At 59.5% G+C, this 18,125-nt stretch carries 19 protein-coding genes; 7 read left to right on the top strand and 12 right to left on the bottom strand.

The features are described from left to right. Nucleotides 1-11: 11 nt before the first annotated feature. From VOY09_RS07715 to VOY09_RS07700, 4 genes are all read left to right on the top strand, one after another. Entirely contained in the window at nucleotides 12-980 is a 969-nt protein-coding gene (locus VOY09_RS07715; protein ID WP_322894103.1) for an ABC transporter permease, read from the top strand. After that, nucleotides 964-1,770, top strand: coding sequence for a purine-nucleoside phosphorylase (locus VOY09_RS07710; protein ID WP_322894104.1), 807 nt, complete (start codon nucleotides 964-966; stop codon nucleotides 1,768-1,770). The genes VOY09_RS07715 and VOY09_RS07710 overlap by 17 nt, the downstream gene beginning before the upstream one ends. Before the next feature lie 133 nt (nucleotides 1,771-1,903). Further along, nucleotides 1,904-2,818 (top strand): sulfite exporter TauE/SafE family protein, encoded by a 915-nt coding sequence (locus VOY09_RS07705; RefSeq protein WP_322894105.1) that lies wholly within the window; start codon nucleotides 1,904-1,906, stop codon nucleotides 2,816-2,818. Then, entirely contained in the window at nucleotides 2,818-3,567 is a 750-nt protein-coding gene (locus VOY09_RS07700) for a TIGR02186 family protein (protein WP_322894106.1), read from the top strand. Before VOY09_RS07705 ends, VOY09_RS07700 begins: the two co-directional genes overlap by 1 nt. Here VOY09_RS07700 and VOY09_RS07695 read toward each other — a convergent pair. The 4 genes from VOY09_RS07695 to VOY09_RS07680 all read right to left on the bottom strand — a co-directional run bounded on the left by VOY09_RS07695 (nucleotide 3,564) and on the right by VOY09_RS07680 (nucleotide 8,780). Next, the gene (locus tag VOY09_RS07695; protein WP_322894107.1) at nucleotides 3,564-4,274 is read right to left on the bottom strand and encodes an SDR family oxidoreductase; all 711 of its coding nucleotides are present in this window, start codon (nucleotides 4,272-4,274) and stop codon (nucleotides 3,564-3,566) included. The two genes, VOY09_RS07700 and VOY09_RS07695, sit on opposite strands and share 4 nt — an antisense overlap. Beyond that, nucleotides 4,271-5,797 carry an AAA family ATPase gene (locus VOY09_RS07690; protein ID WP_322894108.1) on the bottom strand — a complete coding sequence of 509 codons (1,527 nt, stop codon included), beginning with the start codon at nucleotides 5,795-5,797 and terminating at the stop codon, nucleotides 4,271-4,273. The genes VOY09_RS07695 and VOY09_RS07690 overlap by 4 nt, the downstream gene beginning before the upstream one ends. A gap of 172 nt (nucleotides 5,798-5,969) precedes the next feature. Continuing rightward, nucleotides 5,970-7,265: a crotonyl-CoA carboxylase/reductase gene (ccrA, locus tag VOY09_RS07685; protein WP_322894109.1), complete on the bottom strand. Its 1,296-nt coding sequence runs from the start codon at nucleotides 7,263-7,265 to the stop codon at nucleotides 5,970-5,972. 117 nt (nucleotides 7,266-7,382) lie between these two features. Then, nucleotides 7,383-8,780: a 1-acyl-sn-glycerol-3-phosphate acyltransferase gene (locus VOY09_RS07680; protein ID WP_322894110.1), complete on the bottom strand. Its 1,398-nt coding sequence runs from the start codon at nucleotides 8,778-8,780 to the stop codon at nucleotides 7,383-7,385. Between the two features lie 136 nt (nucleotides 8,781-8,916). Between VOY09_RS07680 and VOY09_RS07675 the strand changes: the two genes are divergently transcribed. From VOY09_RS07675 to deoD, 3 genes are all read left to right on the top strand, one after another. Beyond that, nucleotides 8,917-10,884, top strand: a complete 1,968-nt coding sequence (locus VOY09_RS07675; protein WP_322894111.1) for a protein meaA — start codon at nucleotides 8,917-8,919, stop codon at nucleotides 10,882-10,884. A 95-nt stretch (nucleotides 10,885-10,979) separates the two neighbouring features. Further along, the gene (locus VOY09_RS07670; protein WP_322894112.1) at nucleotides 10,980-11,309 is read left to right on the top strand and encodes an H-NS histone family protein; all 330 of its coding nucleotides are present in this window, start codon (nucleotides 10,980-10,982) and stop codon (nucleotides 11,307-11,309) included. Nucleotides 11,310-11,388: 79 nt separating this feature from the next. Then, nucleotides 11,389-12,093, top strand: coding sequence for a purine-nucleoside phosphorylase (gene deoD, locus VOY09_RS07665; RefSeq protein WP_322894113.1), 705 nt, complete (start codon nucleotides 11,389-11,391; stop codon nucleotides 12,091-12,093). On the opposite strand, the gene VOY09_RS07660 is transcribed toward deoD, so the two are convergent. The 8 genes from VOY09_RS07660 to VOY09_RS07625 form a co-directional block, all read right to left on the bottom strand. Then, nucleotides 12,090-12,935: an urea carboxylase-associated family protein gene (locus tag VOY09_RS07660; protein WP_322894114.1), complete on the bottom strand. Its 846-nt coding sequence runs from the start codon at nucleotides 12,933-12,935 to the stop codon at nucleotides 12,090-12,092. The two genes, deoD and VOY09_RS07660, sit on opposite strands and share 4 nt — an antisense overlap. A 44-nt stretch (nucleotides 12,936-12,979) precedes the next feature. Then, entirely contained in the window at nucleotides 12,980-13,759 is a 780-nt protein-coding gene (locus tag VOY09_RS07655) for a succinate dehydrogenase iron-sulfur subunit (RefSeq protein ID WP_322894115.1), read from the bottom strand. 39 nt (nucleotides 13,760-13,798) lie between these two features. After that, nucleotides 13,799-14,074 (bottom strand): hypothetical protein, encoded by a 276-nt coding sequence (locus VOY09_RS07650; RefSeq protein WP_322894116.1) that lies wholly within the window; start codon nucleotides 14,072-14,074, stop codon nucleotides 13,799-13,801. Next, complete coding sequence (sdhA, locus tag VOY09_RS07645; protein ID WP_322894117.1) at nucleotides 14,074-15,879, bottom strand: succinate dehydrogenase flavoprotein subunit; 1,806 nt, start codon at nucleotides 15,877-15,879, stop codon at nucleotides 14,074-14,076. Before sdhA ends, VOY09_RS07650 begins: the two co-directional genes overlap by 1 nt. A 21-nt stretch (nucleotides 15,880-15,900) precedes the next feature. Beyond that, on the bottom strand, nucleotides 15,901-16,272 hold the full coding sequence (gene sdhD, locus VOY09_RS07640; RefSeq protein ID WP_322894118.1) for a succinate dehydrogenase, hydrophobic membrane anchor protein: 372 nt from the start codon (nucleotides 16,270-16,272) through the stop codon (nucleotides 15,901-15,903). 12 nt (nucleotides 16,273-16,284) lie between these two features. Beyond that, the gene (sdhC, locus tag VOY09_RS07635; protein ID WP_322894119.1) at nucleotides 16,285-16,668 is read right to left on the bottom strand and encodes a succinate dehydrogenase, cytochrome b556 subunit; all 384 of its coding nucleotides are present in this window, start codon (nucleotides 16,666-16,668) and stop codon (nucleotides 16,285-16,287) included. Nucleotides 16,669-16,899: 231 nt separating this feature from the next. Beyond that, complete coding sequence (locus tag VOY09_RS07630; protein ID WP_322894120.1) at nucleotides 16,900-17,925, bottom strand: MaoC family dehydratase; 1,026 nt, start codon at nucleotides 17,923-17,925, stop codon at nucleotides 16,900-16,902. Next, nucleotides 17,922-18,125: a DUF1737 domain-containing protein gene (locus VOY09_RS07625; protein ID WP_322894121.1), complete on the bottom strand. Its 204-nt coding sequence runs from the start codon at nucleotides 18,123-18,125 to the stop codon at nucleotides 17,922-17,924. The genes VOY09_RS07630 and VOY09_RS07625 overlap by 4 nt, the downstream gene beginning before the upstream one ends.

Here is an 18,125-nt window from a genome sequence, read left to right as displayed (position 1 = left end):
CTGTTGCCTAAATGGATTTTGCCACGCTTTTGCAGATGCTTGACGCCACCTTGCGTTTGGCGACACCTTTGTTGCTGGCTTGCCTCGCGGGCCTGTTTTCGGAAAGGGCCGGTATTTTCGATATCGGCTTGGAAGGCAAGATGCTCGCCGCCGCCTTCATGTCTGCCGCGATTGCAGCTGTGACGGGTGATGTCTGGCTGGGCATGCTCGCGGGGATCGGCGCGTCGCTGGTGCTGTCAGCGGTGCATGGTCTGGCCTCGATCACCTTCCGTGGCAACCAGCTCATCTCAGGCGTGGCGATTAACTTCCTTGCCGCCGGTCTGACGGTGGTCATGGCGCAAAGCTGGTTTCAGCAAGGCGGGCGCACCCCGCAATTGGCAGGCGATGCGCGGTTCAATCCGATTACCCTGCCCTTTGCCGATGCCATCCGCGATGTGCCAGTCATCGGGCCGATCTATTACGAATTGATTTCCGGCCATACGATCCTTGTCTATGTCGCCCTGCTGATGGTGCCGCTGACATGGTGGGTGCTCTATAGCACGCGTTTCGGCCTGCGCCTGCGGGCTGTGGGCGAAAACCCTGCCGCCGTTGATACGGCTGGCGTGTCGGTGATCGGCCTGCGCTTTGCCGCTGTAGCGATCTGCGGCGTGCTGTGCGGCCTGGCGGGCGCTTATCTCGCCACCGCCCTGCAAGCCAGTTTCGTCAAGGATATGAGCGCGGGACGCGGTTACATCGCCCTTGCCGCGCTGATTTTCGCCAAATGGCGGCCATGGTATGCGCTTTATGCCTGCCTGCTGTTCGGTTTCCTGCAAGCCCTGTCGCTGCGCCCTGATATCATCACGAATGTAATCGGGTTCCGCGTGAACGGGCAATTGCTGGATGTGCTTCCCTTTATTCTGACCGTGATCATCCTTGCCGGTTTTGTCGGCAAGGCGATCCCCCCACGCGCAGGCGGCCAACCCTATGTCAAAGAACGCTGAAACACTCGCCACCCAGATCAAGGCACTGGCGGGCGATGCGCCGGTGCGGCTGGGTCTGATCCTCGGCTCTGGCCTAGGCCATATCGCCGATGCGGTGGATGGGGTGAAGATCCCCTATACTGACCTGCCCGGCTTTCCCCATGCCGGGGTCTCTGGCCACAACCCGAACCTTGTGATCGGTGATCTGGAAGGCGTGCGTGTCGCCGTTTTCGGTGGCCGCGCGCATTATTACGAACAAGGTCGCCCGGATGTGATGCGCCTGCCGCTGGAGGTGCTGCGCGCCTTGGGTGGCCAAGCGGTGATCGCGACCAATGCCGCCGGATCGATGCGGGCGGATATGCCCACAGGGTCGATCATGTGCCTGTCGGATCACATCAACTTTTCCGGGCTGAACCCGCTGATCGGGGAGGCCACGGACGCGCGGTTCGTCCCGATGAAAGACGCCTATGACCCCGCGATCCGCGTCGGCCTGCGCGCCGCCGCCGACAGCACCGGGACCGAGATGGCCGATGGCATCTATGCCTGGTATTCCGGCCCGTCTTTTGAAACCCCTGCCGAAATCCGCGCCATTGCCATGCTCGGCGCCGATGCGGTGGGCATGTCGACGGTGCCAGAGGTGATCCTCGCCCGGTTCCTTGGCCTGAAAGCCGCCGCGATTTCGACCATCACCAATATGGCCGCAGGGTTAAGTGACGAGGCGATCAGCCACGAACATACCAAAGCAATGGCCCCCATCGGTGCCGCGAAGCTGGAAAAAGTGCTGCGCGCCTATCTGCGCGGGCTGGCTTAGGGCCGGTTTCAGCGCCGCAACAGCAGTGGCGGGCACAAATGCTGCAATTGCAGCCAGAACGCCCGTCAAGGTTTGACACTGACGCGGATAAGGTGCTTTGTGCCTGCACTGGCCCCAAGTCCCGGACCGTTCAATGATCATTTACCTGCCCATCGCCGAGGTGTCGGTCAATGCCTTCCTTTTGCTGGGCTTGGGCGGCATGGTCGGCGTGTTATCCGGCATGTTCGGCGTCGGCGGCGGGTTTCTGATCACGCCTTTGCTGTTTTTCATCGGCATTCCGCCTGCGGTCGCGGTCGCGACCAGCACCAATCAGATCGTGGCCTCATCCATCTCGGGCGTGCTCGCGCATTTCAAACGCAAGACGGTCGATCTGGTGATGGGTGGCGTGCTGATGGCCGGCGGTTTGGTCGGATCGGCGATTGGTGTCGTGATCTTCAACTACCTGCGCGCCCAAGGTCAGGTCGATCTGCTGGTCCAGCTTTGCTATGTGATCTTTCTGGGGGCCATCGGCGCGCTGATGTTCGTCGAAAGCCTGCGCGCGATCAGGCGCGCCAGCAAACCGGGTGCGGTGCCAGTGCGGCGCAAGCATAATTGGGTCCATGCCCTGCCGTTCAAGATCAAGTTCCGAGTGTCAGGCCTTTATATCTCGGTCATTCCGCCGATCATGGTGGGGATGGTCGTGGGGATATTGGCCGCGATCATGGGGGTTGGCGGCGGGTTCATCATGGTGCCTGCAATGATCTATATCCTTGGGATGCCGACCAAAGTGGTGATCGGCACATCCTTGTTGCAGGTGATCTTTGTCGCGGGTTTTACCACGATGCTGCATGCCACGACCAACCAGACGGTTGATGTGCTCTTGGCGATGCTTTTGCTGATTGGCGGCGTGATCGGCGCGCAGGTCGGCACGCGGATCGGGCTGCGGATGAAGGCGGAACAATTACGCATCCTGCTGGCCATGCTGGTGCTGCTGGTCTGCGGCAAGCTGGCCTTTGATCTGCTGGTGATGCCATCCGAACTGTATTCGCTTGGCGTGAGGGGCGCATGATGATCCGCGTGATCGCCTTGCTGATGTTGCTCGCCCTGCCTGCCAAGGCAGAGGAAATCGTGCTTGGCCTCAGCCGCGATGCCGTGGCGATCACGGTAACCTTTCAAGGCTCTGACATCATTGTCTTTGGCGCGGTCAGCCGCAACGCCCCTGCCCCGCAGGACAGTGAACTGGGTGTCATCGTCACGATTGCCGGACCGGATGAGCCTGTCACCGTCCGGCGCAAGGCCCGCCGCATGGGCATCTGGGTCAATACCGATGCCGTCGATGTCAGCGCTGCGCCGTCATTTTATGCCGTCGCCACCACCGCCCCGATCTCCGAAGTCCTGCGCGATGTCGAAGACCTGCGCAATCAGATCACCATCCCCCGCGCGATCCGGGCTGTCGGGGCCACCGTCCCCGACAGCGCCGCCTTTACCGAGGCGCTGATCAGGATCAAAACCGATCAGAACCTCTATCAGATGCTGGAAGGGGCGGTGCAACTCGATCAGGACACTTTGTTCCGCAGCGCGATTTCCCTGCCCGCAACCCTGACCGAGGGCGATTATACTGCCCATATCTATCTGACCCGCGACGGCGTGGTGATCGACGATTATCTGACCACGATCCCGGTCAGCAAGGTCGGGCTGGAACGCTGGCTCTATAACCTCGCGCATACGCAGGCCTTTCTCTATGGCCTTATGTCACTGGCGATTGCGGCGGGCGCAGGCTGGCTGGCCTCTGCCGTCTTTGGCATGCTGCGCCGCTAGCCGCGCCCGATATGCGGCATCGTGGATGCCATGACCATCATGCTTTGCACATTCGCCTCTGGCGGCAAGGACGCCATGTGAAATACGGCGCGGGCGACATCTTCGACAGCCATAGTGGGCAAAGGCGGCAGGCCTTCAGCGGCGCGTTTCAGTTCCAGGCCCTGCACCAATTCGGTGCGCGCATTGCCGATATCGATCTGCCCGCAGGCGATGTCGAAGGCGCGCCCATCAAGTGTCAGGGTCTTGGTCAACCCGGTCACCCCATGTTTAGTCGTGGTATAACAGACCGACCCTTCCCGTGGCGTATGCGCGGAAATCGACCCGTTATTGATGATCCGCCCACCCATCGGCGTCTGATGCCGCATCTGGCGGAACGCCGCGCGGGCGCAAAGGAACATGCCGGTCAGGTTCACATCCAGCACCGCGCGCCAGTCATTCAGCGCGATCTCGTCAATCGTGGTCTGTGGCCCGAACATGCCCGCATTGTTGAACAGCACATCCAGATGGCCAAAACTGGTAAAGGCCGCATCGACCGCCCGTTCATCGGTCACATCGCAGGGCAAGGGCACAGCATTGGGATGGGCCATTTCGGCCAGAACCTCTGGCCTGCGCGCGATCAATCCGACGCGCCAGCCATTATCCAGAAAATGCAACGCCGTGGCGCGCCCGATCCCGGCACTTGCGCCTGTGATGATGATGGTTTTCATAATTCCTCCGCTTTCAACTCCAATGTGGACACCGGCACCTCCAGATCATCGACCCCCAGCGCCAATTCCGGTCGCGCCAGCCGGTTGCGCACGACCCAGCGCAATTGCGTCTCCGCCCGCGTGATCGCGACATAGGCCAGGCGTTTCCACAACGGCTGGCCCGCCTCCATCCGCCCCATGCGGCTGGCAATTTCGATATCGGGGGCAAAGACCTGCACCGTATCCCATTGCGACCCCTGCGCCTTGTGGATCGTGACAGCCGCGCCATGCAGGAACGTCGCCCCCATCCGCGCGGCGAAAGGGATGAAGGGTTCGGCGTCACCTTCGAGTTCGATCTTGACGATACTGGCCGCAGAAATGCGCGGGTCCTCTGCCCCGATCACATGCAGCCGCGAAAAACCGGGTTTCTTGCCGGGGCCGAGGTAGATGACCTGCGCGCCTTTGATCAGCCCCCGTGCCTCCAGATCCAGCCGTTTCTTGCGGTGTTTCAGCGGCAGCTCAATCCCGTCACAGATCAGCGGCTCGCCCGGCAACAGCGCATCGACGGGCGCATTGAAGGCGGATCGAAACGCATGGATCAGCTTGATCCGCGTCGCATTGCGCCAGACCAGACAGGGGGAGCGCGCCATCAGATCCGCCTCGACCCGTTGCGCCATGACGACACGCTCGTCGCGCGCGGCGGCTTCGGCGACCAGCCGTTCAAAAGCGTAGAAATCAATCATCGGATCGGCCAAAGCATGGGCCAGATCAAGGATCGGATTATCCGCATCCTGCCGGTGAATCCGGCTTAGCGTCAGAACGCGGGATTTGGGCAGTGTTTCAAACACCATCCCGCCGCTGGATTGCACGGGGGGCAATTGCGCCGGATCACCGAACAGTAGCAGGGTCGGAAAAATCTCTTTCAGATCATCGAATTGCTTGGCATCCAGCATCGAACTTTCATCGACAAAGCCGATATCGAGCGGTTCTTCGCGCCGTTTCCAGCCGGTGATGAAATCACTGCCGCGCAGCCCCGCCGCCGCCAGCGCCGCAGGCACAGAAGTGTTAATCTGATAGGATGCCCAGGCGCGGTCCAATGCGATTTCGGTCAGGCCTTCGATCTCTGGCCGCTCACCCTGCCCTGCCAGCCATTCGGCGATCCTTTCATATTCAGGATCATAGACAGGCGTATAAAGTATCCGGTGAATCGTCGTCGCAGGCACCCCGCGGTTGCGCAAGACGCTGGCGGCCTTGTTGGTCGGTGCCAGAATCGCCAAAGTGCGGCGATCCTTGCGCTTGCGCCCTTCCCAATCGCCGGAAATGATATCGACACCCGCCTCGGCCAGCGCCTTGTAAAGCGCGGCAAGCAGCATGGTCTTGCCCGACCCGGCCTTGCCGATCACGGCCAGAACGGAGGACGCATCGCTTTGCGGGGGTTGCAGCAGGCTGTCATCCAGATCGACACCGGCCTGCCGCAGGGCGGTTGCGACATTATCCCAGGCCTCGGCCTGATCTTCGGAAAAGGTGATCACAGGTGCATTCATGACGGCGACATTATCTGCGCCCGCCCCGCGTCACCACCGCCTTATCATCCATCACAGCGAAAATCTTCCCCGCGGGGAAGGTTCACTCGCTTTGTTCAAAATACTCCCGCGCGGCGCGCATCCTGCCCTCTCACGCGCCACCACCCGGTGGCGATGGCGCGCCGGGGTGATCTCAGCGCCCCTCCCGCGACGCTTCGATCGTGTCGGCAAAGGTGCGCAGACCTGTCACCGGGGCCTGCACCAGCACCGCCATATTGCCGGGCTTATGTTCGTTGCGGCGCATCTTGGTATGGGCCAGCGGAATTTCCGACCAGGCGAAACATTCCGACATGCAAGGGTCCAAGCGGCGTTCGACCATCAGGTTGTTGGCCGCACTCGCCTGTTTGAGATGGGCAAAGTGGCTGCCCTGCAACCGTTTCTGATGCATCCACATATAACGCACGTCAAAGGTGCAATTGAACCCGGTGGTGCCCGCGCAGATCACGACCATGCCGCCTTTTTTGCAGACCAGCGATGACACTGGAAATGTCGCCTCACCCGGATGTTCGAACACCATATCGACGTTCTTGCCTTTGCCGGTGATGTCCCAGATCGCCTTGCCGAAACGGCGCGCCTCTTTCAGCCAGGTGTTATATTCGGCGGTATTGACCTTGGGCAATTGTCCCCAGCAGGAAAAATCATTGCGGTTGATCACACCTTTGGCCCCCAGCGACATCACGAATTCACGCTTGCTTTCGTCGCTGATCACCCCAATCGCATTGGCACCCGCCGTGTTGATCAACTGGATCGCATAGGACCCGAGCCCACCCGAAGCACCCCAGACCAGCACGTTCTGCCCCGGTTTTAGGTCATGCGGTTCATGGCCGAACAGCATCCGATACGCGGTGGCCAGTGTCAGCGTGTAGCAGGCACTTTCTTCCCATGTCAGGTGCTGCGGACGCGGCATCAATTGCTGCGCCTGCACGCGGGTGAATTGGGCAAAAGACCCATCCGGCGTCTCATAGCCCCAGATCCGCTGGCTGGGCGAATACATCGGATCGCCGCCGTTGCATTCCTCATCATCGCCATCGTCCTGATTGCAATGGATCACGACCTCATCGCCGACTTTCCAGCGCTTGACCTTGTCACCCACGGCCCAGACGATGCCCGCCGCGTCTGACCCGGCGATGTGATAAGGCGCGCCATGGCCATCAAACGGGCTGATCGGTTCGCCCAAACCTGCCCAGACGCCGTTGTAATTCACGCCCGCCGCCATGACGAGGACGAGCACCTCGCCTGAATCAATCGCTGGGGTTTCCACCACCTCAAGCTGGAACGCCTTTTCAGGTTCCCCATGCCGTTCACGCCGGATCGTCCAGGCATGCATCTGTCCGGGCACATGGCCCAAGGGCGGCATTTCACCCATCGCGTAAAGGTCTTTGCGTTCGGCCGCATAGGCGGCTTCACCAGTGGTCAGATCAAGGGCCATTTCCATCTCCATCGCCGTCTATCCGGTTTGTGCCGCAGTGCAGAATCACGCGGGCTTACCGGATTGATACGAAGCAGCGCGCAACATTGCAACACCGATGGATCATATTTTGTAATTTTATGTCTGCTGCGTTGCAGAAAGAGACAGGGGCTCTGCGATGTTGTCGAAATGATGGGCAATCGAATTGGCGTAGTAGGTCAGGATCGGGGTTCCGATCTCGGTCACCGTGATGATATCGCCCTGCTGCGTGATCAGGCGGCGCGCGATCAACCTTTCCAGCACATCAGGCACCAAAGTAGGTGCAGGGCGGCGCGGGCGCGGCAGATGTCGGGCTTGCAACAGCTGCAAGGACTGCGCCACGTCCGCGATCAGCGCATCCTTTGACATCGGCCCTGCCGCCAGCAGATGCCGCGCGATCAGCGGCACGCCAGTCACCGGCGTCACATCGGCGATGCGCTGCATCAGGGTCTGGGCCACCTTCTGGGTTAAATCCGGGGTCCCGGTGGACACGAATTTCGACAATTCCAAAGGTTCGCCGAAACTGACCGAGGCTGTGCCATAGCCCTGAAACCGCCCAGTCAGCCGCAGCCACAGATGATGACCAAGCCTGCGCAACAGCCGCCACAGCGGCGGACGGAACCGGCGGGTGCCGGATTTGCCTGCGGCGATCAGGATCGTGTCTTCCAGCACGCGATCATAATTCAGCGCGACGGGGACAAAGATCACCTCGCGCGCTTTGGGATCGAAATCCTCGATGATGTAATTCAGCAGACCCGTGCGCGGCGCGGCGAGTTTGCCGTCCAGCGTCAGCCCGCCTTCAGGGAACACGGCCTGTGTCACACCACCCCGCGTCGCCATCTGGACATAGCGCGACAACACCCGCCGATAAAGCGCGCCGCGCGATTGCCGCCGGATAAAATAGGCCCCCATCGCGCGGATGATCGAGGACAGCGGCCAGATCCGCGCCCATTCCCCCACCGCATAAGACAAGGCCCCAGCATTGGCAGCCAGATAGGTCACCAGCACGTAATCCATATTGCTGCGATGATTGATAACAAAGACAACGGCGGCATCGGGATCAATCTCGGCCATGCGTTTACGGTCCAGCGTGCCAAGCTGAATGCGATAGAGCGATTTCGACAGCCAGCGCGCGATCCTGATCCCGATACTGAAATAGGCGGTCGCGGAAAAGGATGGCACGATCTCGCGCGCATAATGGCGGGCTTTTTCAAAGGCCACGTTTTCGGGGACATTATTGGCGCGCGCATGGTCCACAATCGCCTGCGTCACCTGCGGGTCGTAGATCAGGCGCTGGATCATGTCATAGCGGCGGGCCAACTTGAACGGCTCGATCGGGCGCTGCAGATTCTTGTTGACCCGCGCGATCACACGTTCGGCGCGTTTGCGGAAAAACCAGCGCACCGAGGGAAACAGGAAATGCGACGCAAAAGTGACCCCGGCGAAGAGGACAATCAGCACGAAGGCCCAGACCGGCAAGGATATGGTTTGCGTCATGACGCGAAACTGACAGGGTTACGACCCAAGGTAAATCCCGTCATGCTGCGATGCAGCGAATTGACAGCGCCACAAAATGTCCCATAAATGGCATGTCGCGTAATTTAATTGCGCATAGTGATTCAGGAGTAGCCCCATGTCGCAGATGCAAAAAGACCGCCCTTGGCTGTTCCGTACCTATGCCGGCCATTCGACGGCTGCGGCGTCCAATGCGCTTTATCGCGGCAACCTTGCCAAAGGGCAGACCGGCCTGTCGGTGGCTTTCGATCTGCCGACGCAGACCGGCTATGACAGCGACCATATTCTGGCCAAGGGCGAGGTCGGCAAGGTGGGTGTGCCAGTCGCGCATCTGGGCGATATGCGGATGTTGTTCGATGATATCCCGCTGGACCAGATGAACACGTCGATGACGATCAACGCGACGGCCCCATGGCTACTGGCGCTCTATATCGCCGTGGCCGAGGAACAGGGCGCTGATATCACCGCCCTGCAAGGCACGGTGCAGAATGATATCATCAAGGAATATCTGTCGCGTGGCACCTATATCTGCCCACCGGAACCCAGCTTGCGGATGATCACCGATGTCGCGGCCTATACCCGCGAACATCTGCCGAAATGGAACCCGATGAATGTCTGTTCCTATCACCTGCAAGAGGCGGGTGCGACACCCGAGGAAGAACTGGCTTTCGCGCTGGCCACCGCGACAGCCGTGCTGGACGATCTGCGCGGCAAAGTCCCCGATGAACATTTCCCCGAAATGGTCGGGCGGATTTCATTCTTCGTGAATGCCGGTATCCGGTTTGTCACCGAATTGTGCAAAATGCGGGCTTTTGTCGAACTTTGGGATGAAATTTGCGCCAATCGCTATGGCGTGGAAGATGCGAAATACCGGCGTTTCCGCTATGGCGTGCAAGTCAATTCATTGGGGCTGACCGAACAGCAACCCGAAAACAACGTTTACCGTATTTTATTGGAAACGTTAGCGGTAACTTTGTCCAAAAACGCCCGCGCCCGCGCCGTGCAATTACCCGCCTGGAATGAGGCTTTGGGCCTGCCACGCCCTTGGGACCAGCAATGGTCACTGCGGATGCAACAGATTCTTGCTTATGAAACCGATCTTTTGGAATTTGATGATCTGTTTGACGGGAATCCCGCAATTGATCGTAAGGTGAATGAATTGAAGGAAGGTGCGCGCGCCGAACTTGCGCAGATCGACGGGATGGGCGGCGCAGTTAAGGCCATCGGCTATATGAAATCGCGGCTGGTCGAAAGCAATGCGGCAAGGATAGCCGGGATCGAAAGCGGCGCGACAACAGTCGTCGGCGTCAACAAATGGCAGGCGGGCGAACCATCACCGCTGACCGCCGGTGACGATGCGATCATGATCGCCGACCCCGCGGCTGAGGCGGATCAACTGGCCCGCCTGGACGCGTGGAAAGCCGCGCGCGACCCTGCAGCCGTGCGCGACGCCCTGACAGCCCTGCGCGACGCCGCCCAAAGCGACATCAATATCATGATCTCCTCCATCGCCTGCGCGCGTGCGGGTGTGACGACCGGCGAATGGGCCGACGTGATCCGCGCCGTCTTTGGCCAATACCGCGCGCCCACAGGGGTCAGCGCCAACCCGTCCAACCGGACCGAAGGGCTGGATGATCTGCGCGAACAGGTAAATCAGGTCAGCACCGCGCTGGGGCGCAGGCTGAAATTCCTCGTCGGGAAACCCGGGCTCGATGGCCATTCCAACGGTGCCGAACAGATCGCAGCGCGGGCGCGCGATTGCGGCATGGATATCGCCTATGACGGAATCCGGCTGACACCGGATGAAATCATCACCTCTGCCCGCGAAAACGGCGCGCATGTGATCGGGCTTTCCATCCTGTCGGGATCGCATGTGCCATTGGTGCGCGAGGTGATGACAAAATTGCAAGCAGCAGGTCTGGGCTATATTCCGGTGGTCGCGGGCGGTATTATCCCCGACGATGACGCCATTGCCTTGCGCGCGATGGGCGTCGCGAAAGTCTATACCCCGAAAGATTTTGAATTGAATAAGATCATGGCAGATATCGTCACGCTCGCTGATCCAAGGTCAGCCGCAGCAGAATAATCATATCTTTTTGGCTATAGCGGAACAATTTCCATTTTCTTTTGTTAATTGTATGGATACCGGTGATCAAACATAACCTGACGATGGAAAACAAAATGAAAATAGATCTTTCTGCGATGTCACGCGCACAGCTCGAAAGCCTCAAACTGCAAGTTGAAAAAGCATTGGTCGACGTGGCGGAAAAAGACAAAAAAGCGGCTCTCGCCGCTGCCGAAAAAGCCGCTGCCGATCACGGCTTCTCTCTGGCAGAGATTACCGGCCAGATGGCGGGCCGCAAAGGCAAGGCCGGGCCGAAATCCACCGCACCTGCGAAATACCGCAATCCCGAAGACGCAAGCCAGACCTGGACCGGCAAAGGCCGTCAGCCACAATGGTTCAAATCCGCGCTGGCCGATGGCACATCGCCCGAAGCAATGGAAATCTGAGAATATAGCGGGAAAGGGTCTTTGCCCTCTCCCGCTTTCCACCGCTAAGCTGTAGCATCCCCCGAAAAAGGAGATGCGCGTGACAGTTCACATCGGTGCCGCCAAAGATGATATCGCCCCCACAGTTCTCATGCCCGGCGATCCTTATCGCGCGAAATGGGCGGCAGAGACATTCCTCGACAATCCCCGCTGCATCAATCAGGTGCGCGGCATGCTGGGTTTCACCGGCACATGGCAAGGCCATCCGGTGACGATCCAAGGATCGGGGATGGGGATGCCGTCGATGTCGATCTACGCCAATGAGCTGATCCGCGACTATGACGCGCAGACACTGATCCGCATCGGGTCCTGCGGCGGCATGCAGGATCATGTCGGCATCCGCGATGTCATTCTGGCGATGTCGACGACGACCTTATCCACGCCATCCAGCGGAATCTTCAAAGACCTGAACTTTGCGCCTACGCCTGATTTTGGCCTGCTGATGGCAGCCTATCAGGCCGCACAGGCCAAAGGCACGAAAACCCATGTCGGCGGGATCTATTCATCGGATGTCTTTTACGACGAACGCCCCGATTTAAACGAGCAGATGATGCGCCACGGCATTCTGGGGGTGGAGATGGAAGCGGCAGAGCTTTACATCCTCGCCGCCCGCTACAAACGCCGCGCTTTGGCCGTGCTGACGGTCAGCGACCATCTGATCACACACGAGGCGCTGCCTGCAGAGGATCGTGAAAGATCATTCGGCGATATGGTCGAAATCGCACTACAGGCCGCCTTCGCCTAGCGCCCGTGCGACCCGTCATATCCATTGACCGCAGGCGGCACCCAACCATCCAGATCACCCGCCTGCGGTGCCAGCACCTCCATCAGCAGCGGATAGCAGGCGGCGGTGTCAGAGGAATGTTCCGCACTGCAATCGCCGCCCGGACAGGCGCTGAGCACGGCAAGCAGGTCAATCTCGGCAAACAGATCAAGGTGATCGCCGGGGCGCACCGGGCTCGCTTTCATGAAATATTGCCCAGTGTCGCGGGTGAAGCCGGTGCACATGAAGACATTCAGCACATCATGCACATGGCGTTCGGCCTGCGCCAAAGGCAGATCAGCCGCATCCGCCAAGGCGCGGGTCAGGTTGGAATGGCAGCAATGGTGGTAATCCACGCCGGACAGCAACCGTCCTGTATAAGGATCGCAGCGCGTGCCGATCACGTCATGCACCGAGCCGCCAAATTCATCGATGCCATACCAGCCCAATGTATCCGCCACCACGGTCGCCATCGGACGCAGATAGGGAAAGCACGACCAGAGCCTGTCGCCGGTGGTGACATGCGTGCCATGCAAGGCGCGGGTCTTTCCGGAATAGAAATGCTCATCCAGATTATCGGCAGCAAAGAGGTTCAGATCACCAACCTGCGGCCCGTCCACCGATGAAATCCGCAACACATGGCCCGCGGGCACCCGGATCGACGCCGCCTCGCGTTGTGGCACGATCACGCGCCCGGCCACCTGCGCCCCTGCCGCAGCACGCTGCAACAGCGCCATGTCAGGCTGCGGCAATGTTTCCACCGGATAGCAGATCACCGGCTTCACCGCCCGGCGGGCCTCGGCATCCTCAGGTATCTTATTCATCGTCAGAGCCTAAATATCCCCGCCGGAGGCTTAAAAGTTTTTTCTTAAACCACCCGCTCCACCATCATGCCCTTGATGCTGGCGATGGCTTTGGCCGGGTTCAGCCCCTTGGGGCAGGTCTTGGCGCAGTTCATGATCGTATGGCAACGATAGAGCTTGAACGGATCTTCCAGATCATCCAACCGCTCGCCCGTCGCCTCGTCCCGGCTGTCCACGATCCAGCGATAGGCATGCAGCAGCGCCGCTGGCCCCAGATAACGGTCACTGTTCCACCAATAGGACGGGCAGGATGTCGAACAACAGGCGCACATCACGCATTCATAAAGCCCGTCAAGTTTCTTGCGGTCGTCGATCGACTGCTTCCATTCCTTGGCAGGCTCGTTCGACTTCGTCTCCAACCACGGCATGATGCTGGCATGCTGGGCATAGAAATGCGTCAGATCGGGGATCAGATCCTTGATCACCGGCATGTGGGGCAAGGGGTAGATCTTGATATCGCCCTTGATCTCATCCATGCCATAGATACAGGCCAAAGTATTGATCCCGTCGATATTCATCGCACAAGACCCGCAGATGCCTTCCCGGCAGGACCGGCGGAAGGTCAGGGTCGGATCAATCTCATTCTTGATCTTGATCAGCGCGTCCAGCACCATCGGGCCGCAATTATCCATATCGAGGAAATAGGTATCCAACTGCGGGTTTTTCCCATCCTCGGGGTTCCAGCGATAGACCTGCACCTTGCGCAGGTTCGTGGCACCTGCGGGTTTGGGCCAGGTCTTGCCTGTCGTCATGCGGGAATTCTTGGGAAGCGTCAGTTGTACCATTTGCTCTTTCCTTCAATCACAGGCGCAAGGCCCGCATCATCATCTCAGTCGTGCCGGTCTGATCGGCGGCTCACCCGTCAGACCAAAGACGCAACTATCATATACTTCCAGCGGGTCGCGGCCCCGGATCGCATCAGAGGTGATGCCGATCCGGGCCGAGGCGAAAGCCCCGCTATTGCTGTTCACCCCGACAGTGCCGCCGAATGTCGGACCCTGCGCATCGCGGGCGCGTTCTTCACACCGATCTGCGGCGCGTTCGGGCGTGACCGGCCCACAGGCCGCCAACGCCACGAACATCACCGCAAGGATCCGCATCAGAAGGTCCGCACTTTCGGCTTGATCCGGTCTTCGGAAATCCCGCCTTCAGCTTCGGTCGTCAGCGGCTTGGTGATCACCGGGCGATAGCTGAGCGTCGTTTTCGCGCCATCGACATGGGCCAAAGTGTGCACACGCCAGTTTTCATCGTCGCGCGCGCTGTAGTCTTCATGCGCATGCGCACCCCGGCTTTCCTTGCGCGCCTCGGCCCCGACGATGGTCGCCAGCGCGTTTGGCATCAGATTCGCCAGTTCCAAGGTTTCCATCAGGTCAGAGTTCCAGACAAGGCTGCGATCCGTGACCTTGATATCATCCATCTTGCCTGCAATCGCAGTCATCTTGGCGACACCTTCGGCGAGGGTCTTATCGGTGCGGAACACCGCCGCATCGGCCTGCATCGCCTTTTGCATCTCCAGCCGCAGCTCTGCCGTGCCGACATTGCCCTTGGCATGGCGCACGCCATCGAAACGGTCAAAACAGGCATCCACAGACGCCTGATTCAACGTCGGGTTCGGTGCGTTGCGGTCCACAACCTCCCCCGCCCGGATCGCCGCCGCGCGGCCAAAGACCACCAGATCGATCAGGCTGTTCGACCCCAACCGGTTCGCGCCATGGACCGAGGCACAACCCGCCTCGCCCACAGCCATCAGGCCCGGGACGATGGCAGTTGGATTTTCGGCAGTGGGATTCAACACCTCACCATAATAATTGGTCGGGATACCGCCCATGTTATAATGCACGGTCGGCAGCACCGGGATCGGCTCCTTGGTCACATCGACACCGGCGAAGATGCGCGCGCTTTCAGAAATACCCGGCAGACGTTCGGCCAAAGCCTCTTTCGGCAGATGGTTCAGGTTCAGGTGGATATGGTCGCTGTTTGCGCCCACACCGCGCCCTTCACGGATTTCCATCGTCATGCAGCGGCTGACATAGTCACGCGGTGCGAGGTCTTTGTAATTCGGCGCATAGCGTTCCATGAAACGCTCGCCTTCGGAATTGGTCAGGTAACCGCCTTCGCCACGCGCGCCTTCGGTAATCAGGCAACCAGCGCCATAGATCCCGGTCGGGTGGAACTGCACGAATTCCATATCCTGCAACGGCAGCCCCTGCCGCGCGACCATGCCGCCACCATCACCGGTGCAGGTATGGGCAGAGGTGGCGCTGAAATAGGCGCGGCCATAACCGCCGGTAGCCAACACGACAGTCTTGGCATTGAACACATGCATCGTGCCATCGTCGAGCTTCCACGCGATCACACCCTGACAGATACCGTCATCGGACATGATCAGATCAAGCGCGAAATATTCGATATAGAACTCGGCCTTCTGCTTCAGCGACTGGCCATAAAGCGTGTGCAGGATCGCATGGCCGGTCCGGTCAGCGGCGGCACAGGTGCGCTGCACCGCAGGGCCTTCACCGAATTCGGTGGTATGGCCGCCAAAGGGGCGTTGGTAGATCTTGCCTTCTTCGGTGCGCGAAAACGGCACGCCGTAATGTTCCAGCTCATAAACCGCCTTGGGCGCTTCACGCGCAAGGTATTCCATCGCATCAGTATCGCCCAGATAATCCGAGCCTTTGACGGTATCGAACATATGCCATTGCCAGTGATCCGGCCCCATGTTCGACAAGGATGCGGCGATCCCGCCTTGCGCGGCAACCGTATGCGACCGGGTCGGAAAGACTTTGGTGATACAGGCCGTTCGCAGCCCTTGTTCGGCCAAGCCCAAAGTGGCGCGCAGACCGGCACCCCCTGCCCCTACGACGATCGCGTCATAGGTATGTGTCTCGTATTCATAAGCGGCCATCTGGTATTGCTCCGAAAATATTTACAATGCGATGCGGATGATTGCGAAAACCGCAAACGCCGCCGCTGCGTAAGACAGACAAATCATGCCGATGATCGCGGCCTTACGTGCCAGACCATGAACATAATCCTCGATCAGGGTTTGGACACCCAGCCGGAAATGGAAAAACCCGACCAGCATGGTCAGAATGGCGACCACGGCAGGAAATGGCCGCTGGTAATAGGCGATCACCTCTTCATAGGGCGCGCCAAGGATCGCACCGAAAGTAAAGACAAAGAAAGGGATCAGCACCAGCAAGGCCACGGATGTCACCATCATCTGCCAATGGTGATGCGTGCCGGATTTCGCCGAGCCTGTGCCCGTGGCGCGTTTGCGATCTGTCAGAAATGCCATCTTTGATACTCCTTACAGCACAATCACAGTGAAAATCGTCAGGATCACTGACAGCACGACCATCATCTGACCCGCCATCTCGGATTTATCGACATCGAGCATCCGGCCTGAATCCCAGACCAGATGACGCAAGCCTCCCAGGGAATGATACCACAGCGCCCAGATCGACCCGAACATGACCAGCTTGCCGAACCAGCTTCTGATGACGCCATCGGCGGTGGCAAAAGCCTCTGGCCCGCTTGCGGCGGCGACGAACCACCACACGATCAAAAGTGCGGCAACGATCAGCGCATTGCCGGTGATCCGCACGAGGATGGATGTGATCGAGGTCCATTGCGGACGATAAATCGAAAGATGCGGCGAAAGCGGGCGATTGCCCCGGTTCACGTCGGCCATAAGTCTTCCCTTCAGTGGCTTGATGCTGTCCGGCTCGACAGCGCCTTGGCTTCCTACTTGCACCATTCCACCGCCAGAGTCACGCGCGGCACAAGGGTTTTTCCGCGTGAATATGCCGCGCCCGGCCAGTTTTTTCTATTTGTGATCACGATTTTTTCAGCTGTGATCACACCTTCATCATCGTCAGAGCTCAAATATCCCCGCCGGAGGCTTGGCATCGCAAAAGCGATGTCAAACCGGCATCAAAGCCCAGTAATCAAGGTCCAGCAACACGTCGGACCCGTATTTCCCATCCGCCCCGCGCAAGACACCCGCCTGCCCCTTGGTCGCGACCAGCCGCAGCCGGATCGCGCCAACACCGGGCGCAGATGTCTCTGCAAGATCCAGCACCTCGGACCATGCCCGGACCGTATCCCCGGCAAAACACGGGTTCGCATGCGCCCCACCATTCAGCGCCACGATCATCTGTGCATTGGCCAAGCCATTGAACGACAAGGCCCGCGCAAGCGAGATCACATGCCCACCATAGATCAGCCTTTTGCCATCATCCCGGTTGGTCGCGTCAAAATGCACCTTGGCGGTATTCTGCCACAGCCTTGTGGCCAGCATATGCTCGGCTTCTTCAATCGTGACGCCATCGACATGGTCGATCACCTCGCCCACCGCATAATCGCGCAAACGATGCGGCTCGCCCGCCAGCGCGAAATCGTAATGGGTGAAATCCAACCCCTGCGGCACGACCAGATCCGACGCCAGCACCACAGCGTCAAGCTCCGGGATAACCGCCTGTGGCGCGGGTCCCGACCCGCGCTTACGCACCATCACCCAGCGCACATAGGTCAGCAGCACCTCGCCATGCTGATTGCGCCCGGTGGTGCGCACCCAGACCACACCCGAGGTGCCGTTGGAATTCTCCTTGATCCCGATCACCTCTGACGTCGCGGTGATCGTATCGCCGGGCCAAAGCGGCGTGATCCAGCGCCCTTCGGCATAGCCAAGATTCGCCACGGCATTCAGCGACACATCCGGCACGGTCTTGCCAAAGACAGTGTGAAACGTCACCAGATCGTCCAGCGGGCTGAACGGCAAACCACAGGATTGCGCAAACTGATCAGACGAATGCAGCGCATGCCGCGCGGGGTAAAGCGCATGATAGAGCGCCCGCTCCCCCATCTTGATCGTGCGCGGCACCGCATGTGTGATCACATCACCAACGCCGTAATCCTCGAAAAACCGACCCGCGTTGGTCTTGGTCATTGCTGGCCCAGTTTCATCTCGGGCGAATAGGGCGCATCAATCTCCTTGGTCACCGCCTGCCCGCAGCGCATCACGCCATTGGCCTGATCAAAGGCATAGGTCGGGCTGCCGTAAAGCTCCCAACCCTTGGACAAAGCGTCAGAAACTTTGTGGCAAAAGGCGGATGTGTCGTCTTCGGTCAGTAAACGATAGATTTTCAT

The sequence above is a fragment of the Yoonia sp. 67-2 genome (assembly GCF_035117555.1).
In the GTDB taxonomy this organism is placed as follows: Bacteria; Pseudomonadota; Alphaproteobacteria; order Rhodobacterales; family Rhodobacteraceae; genus Yoonia.
This window is presented reverse-complemented; position numbering and strand designations above follow the sequence as displayed.

Bases quoted from the DNA above. Each gene is read 5' to 3' on its own strand.
- VOY09_RS07715 (WP_322894103.1), top strand. From the start codon at position 12: ATGGATTTTGCCACGCTTTTGCAGATGCTTGACGCCACCTTGCGTTTG.
- VOY09_RS07710 (WP_322894104.1), top strand. From the start codon at position 964: ATGTCAAAGAACGCTGAAACACTCGCCACCCAGATCAAGGCACTGGCG.
- VOY09_RS07705 (WP_322894105.1), top strand. From the start codon at position 1,904: ATGATCATTTACCTGCCCATCGCCGAGGTGTCGGTCAATGCCTTCCTT.
- VOY09_RS07700 (WP_322894106.1), top strand. From the start codon at position 2,818: ATGATCCGCGTGATCGCCTTGCTGATGTTGCTCGCCCTGCCTGCCAAG.
- VOY09_RS07695 (WP_322894107.1), bottom strand. From the start codon at position 4,274: ATGAAAACCATCATCATCACAGGCGCAAGTGCCGGGATCGGGCGCGCC.
- VOY09_RS07690 (WP_322894108.1), bottom strand. From the start codon at position 5,797: ATGAATGCACCTGTGATCACCTTTTCCGAAGATCAGGCCGAGGCCTGG.
- ccrA (WP_322894109.1), bottom strand. From the start codon at position 7,265: ATGGCCCTTGATCTGACCACTGGTGAAGCCGCCTATGCGGCCGAACGC.
- VOY09_RS07680 (WP_322894110.1), bottom strand. From the start codon at position 8,780: ATGACGCAAACCATATCCTTGCCGGTCTGGGCCTTCGTGCTGATTGTC.
- VOY09_RS07675 (WP_322894111.1), top strand. From the start codon at position 8,917: ATGTCGCAGATGCAAAAAGACCGCCCTTGGCTGTTCCGTACCTATGCC.
- VOY09_RS07670 (WP_322894112.1), top strand. From the start codon at position 10,980: ATGAAAATAGATCTTTCTGCGATGTCACGCGCACAGCTCGAAAGCCTC.
- VOY09_RS07660 (WP_322894114.1), bottom strand. From the start codon at position 12,935: ATGAATAAGATACCTGAGGATGCCGAGGCCCGCCGGGCGGTGAAGCCG.
- VOY09_RS07655 (WP_322894115.1), bottom strand. From the start codon at position 13,759: ATGGTACAACTGACGCTTCCCAAGAATTCCCGCATGACGACAGGCAAG.
- VOY09_RS07650 (WP_322894116.1), bottom strand. From the start codon at position 14,074: ATGCGGATCCTTGCGGTGATGTTCGTGGCGTTGGCGGCCTGTGGGCCG.
- sdhA (WP_322894117.1), bottom strand. From the start codon at position 15,879: ATGGCCGCTTATGAATACGAGACACATACCTATGACGCGATCGTCGTA.
- sdhD (WP_322894118.1), bottom strand. From the start codon at position 16,272: ATGGCATTTCTGACAGATCGCAAACGCGCCACGGGCACAGGCTCGGCG.
- sdhC (WP_322894119.1), bottom strand. From the start codon at position 16,668: ATGGCCGACGTGAACCGGGGCAATCGCCCGCTTTCGCCGCATCTTTCG.
- VOY09_RS07630 (WP_322894120.1), bottom strand. From the start codon at position 17,925: ATGACCAAGACCAACGCGGGTCGGTTTTTCGAGGATTACGGCGTTGGT.
- VOY09_RS07625 (WP_322894121.1), bottom strand. From the start codon at position 18,125: ATGAAAATCTATCGTTTACTGACCGAAGACGACACATCCGCCTTTTGC.